General features: G+C 71.1%; 11 protein-coding genes. 9 read left to right on the top strand and 2 right to left on the bottom strand.

Features of this window, described 5'->3' with window-relative positions:
• The first annotated feature begins 32 nt into the window (after nucleotides 1-32).
• The 7 genes from OXQ95_RS04940 to OXQ95_RS04910 all read left to right on the top strand — a co-directional run bounded on the left by OXQ95_RS04940 (nucleotide 33) and on the right by OXQ95_RS04910 (nucleotide 9,826).
• Nucleotides 33-2,117: a M13 family metallopeptidase gene (locus tag OXQ95_RS04940; RefSeq protein ID WP_267380291.1), complete on the top strand. Its 2,085-nt coding sequence runs from the start codon at nucleotides 33-35 to the stop codon at nucleotides 2,115-2,117.
• 42 nt (nucleotides 2,118-2,159) lie between these two features.
• Nucleotides 2,160-4,544, top strand: coding sequence for a response regulator (locus OXQ95_RS04935; protein WP_267380289.1), 2,385 nt, complete (start codon nucleotides 2,160-2,162; stop codon nucleotides 4,542-4,544).
• An 86-nt stretch (nucleotides 4,545-4,630) separates the two neighbouring features.
• On the top strand, nucleotides 4,631-4,981 hold the full coding sequence (locus OXQ95_RS04930) for a response regulator (RefSeq protein ID WP_242095634.1): 351 nt from the start codon (nucleotides 4,631-4,633) through the stop codon (nucleotides 4,979-4,981).
• A 67-nt stretch (nucleotides 4,982-5,048) separates the two neighbouring features.
• A complete protein-coding gene (ilvD, locus tag OXQ95_RS04925) occupies nucleotides 5,049-6,770 on the top strand; it encodes a dihydroxy-acid dehydratase (RefSeq protein WP_267380286.1) in 1,722 nt (573 codons plus the stop codon).
• The gene (locus tag OXQ95_RS04920; protein ID WP_242095636.1) at nucleotides 6,751-7,152 is read left to right on the top strand and encodes a hypothetical protein; all 402 of its coding nucleotides are present in this window, start codon (nucleotides 6,751-6,753) and stop codon (nucleotides 7,150-7,152) included. Before ilvD ends, OXQ95_RS04920 begins: the two co-directional genes overlap by 20 nt.
• Complete coding sequence (locus tag OXQ95_RS04915; RefSeq protein ID WP_267380284.1) at nucleotides 7,149-8,648, top strand: NAD(P)H-hydrate dehydratase; 1,500 nt, start codon at nucleotides 7,149-7,151, stop codon at nucleotides 8,646-8,648. Before OXQ95_RS04920 ends, OXQ95_RS04915 begins: the two co-directional genes overlap by 4 nt.
• Nucleotides 8,645-9,826, top strand: a complete 1,182-nt coding sequence (locus tag OXQ95_RS04910; protein WP_267380282.1) for a class I SAM-dependent RNA methyltransferase — start codon at nucleotides 8,645-8,647, stop codon at nucleotides 9,824-9,826. Before OXQ95_RS04915 ends, OXQ95_RS04910 begins: the two co-directional genes overlap by 4 nt.
• Here OXQ95_RS04910 and truA read toward each other — a convergent pair.
• The gene (truA, locus tag OXQ95_RS04905) at nucleotides 9,816-10,553 is read right to left on the bottom strand and encodes a tRNA pseudouridine(38-40) synthase TruA (protein WP_267380280.1); all 738 of its coding nucleotides are present in this window, start codon (nucleotides 10,551-10,553) and stop codon (nucleotides 9,816-9,818) included. The genes OXQ95_RS04910 and truA overlap by 11 nt on opposite strands.
• Nucleotides 10,550-11,551, bottom strand: a complete 1,002-nt coding sequence (fmt, locus tag OXQ95_RS04900) for a methionyl-tRNA formyltransferase (protein WP_267380278.1) — start codon at nucleotides 11,549-11,551, stop codon at nucleotides 10,550-10,552. Before fmt ends, truA begins: the two co-directional genes overlap by 4 nt.
• Before the next feature lie 53 nt (nucleotides 11,552-11,604).
• Between fmt and recR the strand changes: the two genes are divergently transcribed.
• Both recR and def read left to right on the top strand, forming a co-directional pair.
• Complete coding sequence (gene recR, locus OXQ95_RS04895; RefSeq protein ID WP_267380276.1) at nucleotides 11,605-12,201, top strand: recombination mediator RecR; 597 nt, start codon at nucleotides 11,605-11,607, stop codon at nucleotides 12,199-12,201.
• A 66-nt stretch (nucleotides 12,202-12,267) separates the two neighbouring features.
• Nucleotides 12,268-12,792 (top strand): peptide deformylase, encoded by a 525-nt coding sequence (gene def / locus OXQ95_RS04890; RefSeq protein WP_242095642.1) that lies wholly within the window; start codon nucleotides 12,268-12,270, stop codon nucleotides 12,790-12,792.
• The last annotated feature ends 76 nt before the right edge of the window (nucleotides 12,793-12,868 follow it).

Below are 12,868 nucleotides of genomic sequence, written 5' to 3'. Positions count from 1 at the left end.
CCCGTGACATATTTCGTCACAAAGGATCGTTGATGCGCCCGGTTTTCGTCGCCTGCCTGCTCGCCTCCGCCACCGCCATTCCCGCCATCGCCCAGACCGGCGCTCAGACCGGCGCCCAGCAGGCCCGCACGCTCAAGACCGAGGCGGTGGGCCCGGTCGCGCCCAAGGCCGCCGACCGGCCGCAGATCGGCGCATTCGGCTATGACATGGCCGGGCGCGATACGAGCGTGCTGCCGGGCAACGACTTCTTCGATTATGCCGACGGCACCTGGTACAAGAACACCACGATCCCCGCGGACCGCTCGTCCTACGGCATGTTCCACGTCCTGCAGGACCTGTCGCTCGAGCGCACCCGCGGCATCCTGGAGACGGCGGCGAAGCAGCCGGGCGACAAGGTCGGCGATTTCTACACCAGCTTTATGGACCAGGCGGCTGCCGACGCCAAGGGCGTGGCGCCGGTGAAGCCGTGGCTCGCCGCGATCGCCGCCGCACCCGACAAACAGGCGCTGGCGGTGGAGATCGCAAAGCTCCAGCGGATGGGCGTCGGCGGACTCGTCGGCATGGGCGTGGGCCAGGACGACAAGGCGCCCGAGACCTATGTCGTCGCCACGCAGCAGGCGGGGCTCGGCCTGCCCGACCGCGATTATTACCTGAAGGACGATGCCAAGCTCGCCGCGGTGCGGACCGCCTATCAGGCATATCTCGCGCGCATGCTGACGCTGGCGGGCGAGCCCAATGCCGAGACGCGCGCCGCGGCGGTGTTCGGGATGGAGAAGGCGATCGCCGCCGCGCACTGGACGCGGATCGAGAGCCGCGACGCCGACAAGACCTACAACCAGTGGACCGCCGCCGATTTCGCCGCCAAGGCGCCGGGCTTTCCTTGGGCGCGCTATATGAGCGCCATGGGGGTGAGCGGCCGGCCCTTCTATCTCGTCGCGCAGCCGAGCGCGATCACCGGCGAGGCGCAGGTCTATGCCGCCACGCCGCTGCCGGTGCTGAAGGACTGGGCGATGCTCAAGGTGCTGCGCGGCTATGCGCCGTATCTGTCGAGCGATTTCGACAAGACCAATTTCGCCTTCTACGGCACCACGCTGTCGGGCACGCCCGAGCAGCAGGTGCGCTGGAAGCGCGCGGTGTCGACGGTCAGCGGCGGCATGGGCGAGGCGATCGGCCAGCAATATGTCGCGAAATATTTTCCGCCCGAGGCAAAGGCGGCGGCCGACGATCTGGTCAAGAACGTGATCGCCGCGATGGGCGAGCGGCTGCGCAACCTGGAATGGATGGCGCCCGAGACCAAGACCAAGGCGTTGCAGAAGCTCGCCGCCTTCCGCCCCAAGATCGGCTATCCCGACACGTGGCGCGACTATTCGGCGCTGACCATCCAGCGCGGCGATCTGGTCGGCAACGTCGCGCGTGCCAATGCCTTTGACTATGATCGCGACCTGAAGAAGCTCGGGAGCCCGCTTGATCGCGGCGAATGGTTCATGACGCCGATGACGATCAACGCCTATGCCAACCCGCCGATGAACGAAGTGGTGTTCCCGGCCGCGATCCTGCAGCCGCCCTTCTTCGATCCCAAGGCCGACCCCGCGGTGAACTATGGCGGGATCGGCGCGGTGATCGGCCATGAGATCAGCCACCATTTCGACGATCAGGGCCGCAAATACGATGCCACCGGCAAGCTGACCGACTGGTGGACGCCGCAGGACGTCGCGCGCTTCAAGACCTTCACCGACAAGCTCGTCGCGCAATATGACGCCTATGAGCCGCTGCCGGGCCAGCATATCCAGGGTGGCCTGACGCTTGGCGAGAACATCGCCGATCTGGCCGGCCTGACGGTGGCGCTCGACGCCTATCACAAGTCGCTCGGCGGCAAGCCCGCGCCGATCATCGACGGTACGACGGGCGACCAGCGTTTCTATTATGGCTGGGCGCAGGTGTGGCGGGTGAAGTGGCGCGAGCCGGCGCTCCGCCAGGCGCTGCTGTCCGATCCCCACGCGCCGGGGCATGACCGCACGCTGACGGTGCGCAACCTCGATCCCTGGTATGCGGCATTCGGCGCGAAGCCCGGCCAGGCGATGTATCTCACGCCCGAACAGCGCGTGCGGATCTGGTAGGCCGCTTGACCGGTTGATCGCGAGCGCGGAAGACCGGGGGCGATGGCATCGCTTCCCACCACCACCGCCCTGACGCCGGTCCGCTCGGCGGCGCTGGTGGCCGTCGGCGGCGGCCTCGCCGCCGCGCTGCTGGTGCTGTGGGCGGTCGGCAGCGTGGCGTTCGCGGCGTGTTTCCTCGCCGCCGGCATCGTCGCGGGGGCAGTGGCGATCGCCTGGACGCGCGTGGCGCCCGCCGCCCGGCCCGAGCGCGGAACGATCGACTGGAGCTTCGCGCACGCGCTCGCCGGGGCCAGCGCCGATGCGGTCGCGGTGACGGATCGCGCCGGCCGGCTGGTGTGTGCGAACGACCGCTATGCCGCGCTGTTCGACGGCTATCCCACGCCGCCCGGCCTGCCGCTCGGCGAGGCGGGCGTGGCGGTGCTCGGCCAGGTCGGCCGCGCGGCGTGGCGCGACGGCGAGGCGGCGGCCGATGGGCTGGTGACGGGCGGCACGCCGCTCTCGCTCACGGTGGTGCGTGCGGGCGAGGAGGCCGATCTGCTGGTGTGGCGCTTCGCGGTCGCACGGCGGTTCGACGGCGTCGAGACGCTCGCCACCCTGCTCGGCGAGGGTACGGGCGACCGGCTGGGCGCGGCGGGGATCATGGCCGCGCTGATCGCGCCCGACGGCAGCGTCCAGGCCGCGAACCGCGTGCTGGGCGTGCGCGCCGTGGGCGAAGGGGGGCGGATCGAGGGACGCGACTTCGCGCATCTGCTCGTCACCGACAGCCGCGGGCTGATCCGCTTCGAGCGCGAGGGGCTGGACGGCACGCCGCTGCGCGTGCTCCAGGTGCCGAGCGGCAGCGACGCAGTCGACGCGCCGATGCTGGTCGCGCTGCTCGACGATGCCGAGGGCACCCCCGCGATCGGCACCAGCGCGGCGGCGCATGTCCGAAGCCTCGTCAGCCTGATGCCGTTCGGCATGGCGCTGGTCGATCGCGACGGGCGCTTCCTCCAGATGAACGATTCGTTCCAGCGCGCCGCCGGCGTCGATTCGCAGCAGCCGCCGCTCTATCCCGGCGATCTGGTGGTGCGCGAGGACAAGGCCGCGGTGGCCGATGCGATCCGCCGCTTCGCGAGTGGTGCTGCCCACACCACCGATATGGCGATTCGCCTGAAAGGCCATCCCGACGAGCCGGTGGCGTTGACGATCGCGGGCGCGCGCGGGCTGGGCGATGCCGCGGTGCTGCTGTCGCTGAAGGACAATAGCGAGGAATCGCGGCTGAAGCGCGAAGTGGCGCAGGCGACCAAGATGCAGGCGGTCGGCCAGCTCGCGGGCGGCGTCGCGCATGATTTCAACAATATCCTCACCGCCATCATCGGGCACTGCGACCTGATGATGATGCGCCATTCGCCCGGCGACAGCGATTATGACGACATCCAGCAGATCCGCACCAATTCCAACCGCGCGGCCAGCCTCACGCGCCAGTTGCTCGCGTTCAGCCGGCAGCAGACGCTGCGTCCGCAGGTGCTGCAACTGCCCGACGTGGTGTCGGAGGTGTCGAACCTGCTGAAGCGCCTGATGGGCGAGACGGTGCGGCTGGACGTCAGCCACGGCCGCAGCCTGGGGCCGGTGCGCGCCGATCCGGGGCAGCTCGAACAGGTGGTGGTGAACCTGGCGGTGAACGCGCGCGACGCGATGGTGGCGACCGCCCGGGGCGGCGGCACGCTGTCGATCACCACCCGCACGGTGTCGTCCGCCGAGGTGCGGCAGATGGCGTCGGACATCATGCCGGTGGCGGACTATACCGCGCTCGTCGTGGCCGACAGCGGCACCGGGATCGCGCCCGAGATCCTGCCCAAGATATTCGAGCCGTTCTTCACCACCAAGGAGGTGGGCAAGGGCACCGGGCTCGGGCTCTCCACCGTTTATGGCATCGTCAAACAGTCGGGCGGCTATATCTTCGCCGAGTCGCCGCCGGGGCAAGGGGCGGTGTTCACGATGTACCTGCCCGTCCATGCCGCGCCCGTCGCGGCGGCGCGGTCGGCGCCGGTGCGCGGCACCGCCAAGCCCGCCGAGCTTTGGGGCACGGGCACGATCCTGCTGGTTGAGGACGAGGACATGGTCCGCGCGGTGGCCGAGCGCGCGCTGACCCGGCAGGGCTATAGCGTGCTGACCGCCGCCAATGGCGAGGCGGCGCTGGCGCTGCTCGAGACGAGCGGTCGGCCCGATCTGCTCATCAGCGACGTGGTGATGCCGCTGATGGACGGGCCGACGATGGTGCGCGAGGTGCGCACGCGCTATCCCGATCTGCCGATCCTGTTCATGTCGGGCTATGCCGAGGAACAGCTCCGCAAGTCGATCGATCTCGACAATGTCGCGTTCCTGCCCAAACCCTTTTCGGTGCAGCAGCTCGCCGAGGCCGCGCGCGACGTGCTGGCGGGGCGCTGAAGCCCTCGCGGCGCCGGTCGGTCGACTGATCTGGTTGATGCACAATTTCCTTGGCTCAAACCGCGAACATTGCCAAAGGGACGGTGATGACATCGCCTTCGCGTATCCTCATTGTCGAGGATGAACCCCTGATCGCCATGATGCTCGAGGATTTCCTCGACGTGCTCGATCGTCAGGTCGCGGGTTCGGCGGATAGCGTGCAGTCGGCGCTGGCGCTGATCGACGCGGGCGGGATCGATGCCGCGATCCTCGACGTCAATCTGCGCGGCGGCGAGAAGAGCGCGCCCATCGCGGACCGGCTGGCCGAGCTGGGCATCCCCTTCGTCTTCGCCACCGGGGGCAGCGCGGATTCGGATCTGGGCCATCATGCCGATCGGCCCAAGCTCCACAAGCCGTTCACGATGGACGGCGTGGCCAAGGCGCTCGACTCGCTCTAAGCCTTTGCGCGCGGTGATACGCAACAGGGTTGCGTGGGCGACCCGGCCGACGCAATAGGCTGTCGTCATGATCCGTAACTTCGACAAATCCCGCCTGCCCAGCCGTCACGTGTCGGTGGGCCCCGAACGCGCGCCGCATCGCAGCTATTATTATGCGATGGGCATCACCGAGGAGGACATCGCCAAGCCCTTCGTCGGGCTGGCGAGCGCGGGCAACAATTCGGCGCCGTGCAACACCACGCTCGATGCGCAGGCCGATGCGGCGCAGGCGGGCGTGATCGCCGGCGGCGGCATGCCGCGGCGGTTCAACACCATCACCGTCACCGACGGGATCGCGATGGGCCATCAGGGCATGAAGTCCAGCCTCGTCAGCCGCGAGGTGATCGCCGATTCGGTCGAGCTGTCGGTGCGCGGCCATTGCTATGACGCGCTGGTCGGCTTTGCGGGCTGCGACAAGTCGCTGCCGGGCATGATGATGGCGATGCTGCGGCTGAACGTGCCGTCGATCTTCGTCTATGGCGGATCGATCCTGCCGGGCCGGTTTCACGACAAGGACGTGACCGTGGTCGACGTGTTCGAGGCGGTCGGCCAGCACGCCGCGGGCAATTGCCCGCTGAAGGAGCTGATCGCGCTGGAAAAGGTCGCGTGCCCCGGCCACGGCGCGTGCGGCGGCCAGTTCACCGCCAACACCATGGCGTGCGTGGGCGAGGCGATCGGGCTGTCGCTGCCCAATTCGAACATGATGCCGGCGCCCTTCGTCGACCGCGCCGGGATCGCGGTGGCAGCGGGCGAGCAGGTCATGGCACTCGTCGAGGCGAATATCCGCCCACGCGACATCTGCACCCGCGACGCGTTCGAGAACGCCGCGCGCGTGGTGGCGGCGACGGGTGGCTCGACCAACGGCGCGCTCCATCTGCCGGCGATGGCGAACGAGGCGGGGATCGATTTCGACCTGTTCGACGTGGCCGAGATCTTCAAGACCACGCCCTATATCGCCGACCTGAAACCGGGCGGCCGCTATGTCGCCAAGGACATGTACGAGGCGGGCGGCGTCTATATGCTGATGAAGACGCTGATGGCGGGCGGCTTCCTCCATGGCGACTGCATGACGGTGACGGGGAAGACGCTCGCCGAGAATATCGACCGGGTGACGTGGAATCCCGACCAGAAGGTGATCTACGACGTCAAGACGCCGATCACCCCCACCGGCGGCGTCGTCGGCTTGCGCGGCAGCCTGGCGCCCGATGGCGCGATCGTGAAGGTGGCGGGCATGCAGCGGCTGGTGTTCGAGGGGCCGGCGCGGGTCTTCGATTGCGAGGAGGACACGTTCGCCGCGGTCGAGGCCCGCGACATCGCGGAGGGCGCGGTGATCGTGATCCGCTACGAGGGACCGAAGGGCGGCCCCGGCATGCGCGAGATGCTGTCGACCACCGCGGCGCTCTATGGGTTGGGGCTGGGCGAGAAGGTCGCGCTGGTCACCGACGGGCGCTTCTCGGGCGGCACGCGCGGTTTCTGCATCGGCCATGTCGGACCCGAGGCGGCCGATGGCGGCCCGATCGCGCTGGTCGAGGACGGCGACCGGATCCGGATCGACGCCGAACAGGGCGTGATCGACCTGCTGGTGGACGAGGACGTGCTCGCCGCCCGCCGCGCCGCCTGGGTGCCGCGCACCAACGATTATCAGGCGGGCGCACTCTGGCGCTATGCGAAGACGGTCGGCCCGGCCTACAAGGGGGCGGTCACGCACCCCGGAGCCGCCGCCGAAACCCATGTCTATGCGGATATCTAGCGCGCTGGCGCTCGCCCTGTCGCTCGCCGCCTGCGGCACGGCCACCCGGCCCGACAACCGCGCACTGGCGGCGGCGGAGGCGAACCAGCAGACCGAGGCCGCGGACGACGGCCGGATCGCATGCGCGCATGGCGATGCCGCCATGGCGCACACCTGCACCGTCGACCAGCTCCAGGGCGATCACGGGCTCGAACTGACGGTGCGCAATGCCGATGGCGGTTTCCACCGCCTGCTGGTCACGCGCGACGGCCGCGGCGTGATCGCGGCGGACGGTGCCGAGCCCGCGAAGGTGACGGTGCGCGGCCCCGCCGAGATCGAGGTGGCGATCGGTGCGGACCGGTATCGGCTGCCCGCGACGGTAAAGGGCGCGACCGCCAAATGATCCGGATCGACGGCCGGCCGATCCTCACCGCCGCCGCGATGCGCGCGGCGGAGGCGGAGGATGGGGCGATGACGGGCGGCGTCACCGTCGATACGCTGATGGCGCGCGCCGGGGCGGCCATCGCCGTGGCGGTGCGGCGGCTCGCGGGCGACCGCGCGGTGCTGGTGCTGTGCGGGCCGGGCAACAATGGCGGCGACGGCTATGTCGCGGCGGCGGCGCTGAAGGCGGCGGGGCACCCGGTGCGCGTGGCGGCGCTCGCGGCGCCCAGGAGCGATGCGGCGATCCGCGCGCGGGCGGGGTGGGACGGACCGGTCGAGCCGCTGGCCGACGCCATGCCCGCGCCGGTGCTGGTGGATGCGCTGTTCGGCACGGGGCTGACGCGGCCGTTGGGGAATTGCCGCTCCCCGGCAAAGGCCGGAGCCCAGGTGGGGGATGTTGATGGCTCTCACCACGACCTTCCCGACTGGGCCCCGGCCTCCGCCGGGGAGCGCCCGGTGGGCCAGATCCTCCACGCGCTCGCCGCCGCCGCGACGCTCACCATCGCGGTCGACCTGCCGAGCGGCGTCGATACCGACAGCGGCGCGGTCCTCACCGAACCGCCGCTGTTCGACGTGACGCTCGCGCTCGGCGCGGCCAAGCCGTCGCATGTCCTCCAGCCCGCCGCACGCTATTCGCGGCACGTCCGCATCCTCGACATCGGCGTGGCCACCGCGAGCGACGCCGCCGTGCTTGCGGCGCCCACGCTGCCAGAGCCCGGTCCCGATTCGCACAAATACACCCGCGGCATGGTCGCGGTGGTGGCGGGCACGATGGCGGGTGCGGCCGAACTCGCGAGCATGGCCGCGATGCGCAGCGGCGCGGGCTATGTCGCGCTGCTGGGCGAAACACACGGATCGCCCCACGCGATCGTCCGCAAACCGCTGACCGACCGGGCGCTGACCGATCCCCGCGTCGGCGCGATCGCGGTCGGCCCCGGCCTCGGCCGCGACGAGAGAGCGCGCGCGAAGCTCGCACAGGCGCTCGGGGCGGGCCGGCCGATCGTGGTGGACGGCGATGCGCTCCACCTCACCGATCCCGCGACGCTCGCCCGTCACGGCGCCCCCGTGATCCTCACCCCGCACGCCGGCGAGTTCGCCGCACTGTTCGGCCCGGCGCACGCCGACAAGATCGCCCGCGCCCGCGATGCCGCGCGCCGGTCGGACGCGGTCGTGGTCTTCAAGGGCGCCGACACCGTGATCGCCGCGCCCGACGGCCGCGTGACAGCGGCGCGCGACGCCAACGACTGGCTCTCCACCGCGGGCAGCGGCGACGTGCTCGTCGGGATCGTCGCGGCGATGCTGGCGAGCGGCATGGCGCCGTTCGAGGCCGCCGGGGCCGCGGTGTGGCTCCATGGTGCCGCCGCGCGCCGCTGCGGCCGGGCGTTCGTCGCGGACGACCTCGCCGCCGCGCTGACCCCCGCGCGCGCCGCCCTCGCCCCCGAAGAGACCCGAGCATGACTGCGACGATCCTGCGCGTTTCCGAACGCGGCGAAGGGGTGGCCGATGACGGCCGCCACGCCATCCTCGCCGCGCCCGGGGACACGCTGACCGTCGACGGCGTGGTGATCGCCGGCCCGCACCACCAGGCGCCCCCCTGCCGCCACTTTCCGACCTGTGGCGGGTGCCAGTTGCAGCATCTGGACGACACCGCCTATGCCGCCTTCGTCGTCGACCGGATCGCGAGCGCGCTGGACGGGCAGGGGCTGGCCGCGCCGATCGCGCCCGCGCAGCTCTCGCCCCCGCGTACCCGCCGCCGCGCGACGCTCCATGCGGAGGGCAAGGGCGGGCAGGTGCGGATCGGGTTCGCCGAGGCGCGCAGCCACGCGATCGTCGATCTCGCCGAATGCCATGTCCTCGCGGCCGATCTCTTCGCGCTGGTCGCGCCGTTGCGCGGGCTGCTGAAGCGGCTGCGCTTCCGCCGGCGCGGCGAGGTCCATCTGACGCGCGCGGATCAGGGGCCGGACATCCTCGTCACCGGCCTTGCCGCCGAAGGGCTCGACGCGGCCGAAGCGATCATCGCCTTTTGCGAGCGCCACGCGGTCGCGCGCTTCGCGGTGGACGACGGGCAGGGGCCCGAGACGCGCTGGGAGCCCGAGGCGGTGACGATCACGCTGAGCGGCGTGGCCGTTCCGTTGCCGCACGCCGCGTTTCTTCAGGCCACCGAAGAGGGCGAGGCGGCGCTGGTCGCCGCGGTGCGCGAGGCGGTGGGGGGCGCCACCGTCGTCGCGGATCTGTTCGCCGGCCTCGGCACGTTCGCGCTCGCGCTGCCGGGCAAGATCTATGCGGCGGAGGGCGGCCGCGAAGCGACGATGGCGCTGAAGGCCGCCGCCGCGCGCGCCGGGCGGCTAGTCTTCCCCGAATATCGCGACCTCTACCGCCGCCCGCTGACCGTCGCCGAGCTCGATCGGTTCGGTGCGGTGGTGCTCGATCCGCCGCGCGCGGGTGCGCGCGAGCAGATGCCGGCACTGGCCGCGTCCGCCACCGGGGCGATCGCCTATGTCTCGTGCAACCCGGCGAGCTTCGCGCGCGATGCCCGGATGCTGGTCGAGGGCGGCTGGCGGATCGACTGGATCCGGCCGGTCGGCCAGTTCCGCTGGTCCACCCATGTGGAGCTGGCGGCGCGGTTCAGTAGATAGCGTCCACGAAGAACAGCCCGTCGGGCGGCGCGTTCAGCCCCAGCCGCGCCCGGTCGCGCGCCTGCAGCGCCGCGGCCATGTCGCCCACCGCCCAGCGCCCCATGCCGACGAGCGCGAGGCAGCCGACCATCGATCGCACCTGATGATGGAGGAACGACCGCGCCGCCGCGCGCACGATCACGCGGTCGCCGTCGCGAGTCACCGCCAGCCGGTCGAGCGTGCGCACCGGGCTGTCCGCCTGGCAATGCGCGGCGCGGAACGTGGTGAAGTCGTGGCGCCCGATCAGCGCGGTCGCGGCCTGCGCCATCGCCGCCGCGTCGAGCGGCTGCGGCACGCGCCACGCGAAGCCCGCATCGATCGCGAGCGGCGCGCGGCGGTTCGCGATTCTGTATTCATAGGCGCGGCCGACGCACGAGAAGCGCGCATGCCAGTCGTCGGCCACCACCACGCAATCGGTGACCGCGACGGGGGCGGGCCGGACGAGCGCGTTCAGCGCCTCCATCAGCCGGAACGGTGCCACCTCCGCCGTCAGATCCAGATGCGCGCGCATCGCCAGCGCGTGGACGCCCGCATCGGTGCGCCCGGCGGCGTGCACGGCGATCCGCTCGCCGGTCATCGCGAATGCCGCCTCCTCCAGCGCCTGCTGCACGCTGGGCGCGCTGGCCTGGCGTTGCCACCCGGCAAAGGGGCGGCCGTCATATTCGATCGTCAGCGCATAGCGCGTCAAAGCCGGGTGCCCGCCGGAATGGCGAAGCCGCGCAGCAGGTCCGCCGCGCTGGCGATGCCGCGGCCCGCGCGCTGCACCGTCACCGGCCGGATCGCGCCCGAGCCGCAGGCGATGGTGAGCCGGTCGTCGAGCACAATGCCCGCCGCACCCCCATCTTCCGTTCCCCGGCTAAGGCCGGGGTCCAGTGGGGATGAAGCGCCACCTCCGCCCAACGGGGCGCCGGCCTCCGCCGGGGAACGGTCAGGCTGTACCCCGACGATCTCCGCCGCCAGCACCTTCACCCGTTCCCCGCCGAATTCGAAAAACGCTCCCGGCACTGGCGCGAAGGCGCGGACCTGCCGCTCCACCGTTACGGCGTCCGCGGTGAAGTCCAGCCGCGCCTCCGCCTTGTCGATCTTGGCGGCATAGGTGACGCCGTCCTCTGGTTGCGCGATCGGCGGATAGGCATCGGGATTTGCCAGCACCGCGACCATCGCCTCGGCGCCCAGCCGCGCGAGTTCGTCGGTCAGCGCGCCCGCGGTCTTCCCCGCCACGGTCGTGCGCCGCTCCAGCCGCACCGGGCCGGTGTCGAGCCCGGCCTCCATCTGCATGATCCCCACGCCCGTCTCCGCATCGGCCGCCAGGATCGCGCGCTGCACCGGCGCCGCCCCGCGCCAGCGCGGCAGCAGCGAGCCATGGACGTTGAGGCAGCCGAGCCGCGGCGCCTCCAGCACCGCGCGCGGCAGGATCAGCCCATAGGCGGCCACCACGGCGACATCGGCATCCAGCGCCGCGAACGCGGCCTGCTCGTCGGGCGAACGCAGCCGCTCCGGCGTTCGCACCGGGATGCCCAGCGCCTCGGCGCGGCGCTGCACCGGGGAGGCCACCAGCTCGCGCCCGCGCCGCCCGCCCGGCCGCGGCGGCTGGCTATAGGCGGCCACCACCGAATGCCCGGCCGCGACGAGCGCGTCGAGCGTCGGCACCGCGAAGTCGGGCGTTCCCATGAAGATGATGCGCATCGCCCCCTCGAACACGCTGGCGGGCAGCCGCGCAACCCCCTATCTGTTCTCCGATGGCCTCCCCCGAGATCGAGACATTGACCCAGGCGCTCGCGCGTCTTCCCGGGCTCGGCCCGCGTTCGGCGCGGCGCGCGGTGCTCCATCTGCTCAAGAAGCGCGAGGGTGCCTTGGGGCCGTTGCTCGCCGCGCTCGCCGCAGTCGACGAACGGCTCGTCACCTGCACCACCTGCGGCAATGTCGATACCGCAAACCCGTGTGCGGTGTGCGCCGATCCGCGCCGCGACCAGCGGTCGCTCTGCGTGGTGGAGGAGGTGGCGGACCTGTGGGCGCTCGACCGTTCGCGGCTGTTCCCGGGGCGTTATCATGTGCTGGGCGGCCGGCTTTCCGCGCTGGAGGGCATCCGGCCCGAGGATCTCGCGATCGACGCGCTCGTCCGCCGGATCGAGGCGGGCGGGATCGACGAGGTGGTGCTCGCCATGAACGCCACGCTGGAAGGGCAGACGACGGCGCATTACATCGCCGACCGGATCGAGCGTTTCCCCATCCGTGTCACCCAGCTCGCGCACGGCCTGCCCGTCGGCGGCGAGCTCGATTATCTCGACGAGGGCACGCTGGCGCAGGCGCTCCGCGCCCGGCGCCCGGTGGCGTGAGCCCCGCTCGCTTGACGTCCTCCCTCTGCTTGACGCCGACGCCGCGCTTCCCCTAGCAGCGCGCGCATGGCCGTTCTTCCCATCGTCGAGATCCCCGATCCGCGCTTGCGTGCGCTCTCCCTCCCCGTCGAGACGGTGGACGACGATGTCCGCCGGCTGATCGCCGACATGACCGACACGATGTACGACGCCAAGGGGATCGGCCTCGCCGCGATCCAGGTGGGCGTCGCCAAGCGCGTCGTCGTCATCGATCTGCAGGAGCGCGAGGACGAGGAGGGCAAGCCCGTCCGCGATCCGCGCGCCTATGTGAACCCCGAGATCCTCGAGGTGAGCGAGGAGCTGTCGACCTATAACGAGGGCTGCCTGTCCATCCCCGAACAATATGCCGAGGTGGCGCGCCCGGCGCGCTGCCGCGTCCGCTGGCTGGACGGCACGGGCGAGTCCCGCGAGGAGGAGATGGACGGGCTGCTCGCCACCTGCATGCAGCACGAGATCGATCATTGCGACGGCGTGCTGTTCATCGACCATGTCTCGAAGCTGAAACGCGACATGTTGTTGAAAAAGCTGGCGAAGGCCCGCCGCCTGGGGTGATGGCGGGCGATCGGCAGGGCCTCATGAAAATGGCGCTGTTCTATCCCGATCGTTCGATCTATGTTCCGCCCATGTC

It is taken from the genome of Sphingomonas sp. GC_Shp_6, from assembly GCF_026540835.1.
Taxonomy (GTDB): domain Bacteria; phylum Pseudomonadota; class Alphaproteobacteria; order Sphingomonadales; family Sphingomonadaceae; genus Sphingomonas.
This window is presented reverse-complemented; position numbering and strand designations above follow the sequence as displayed.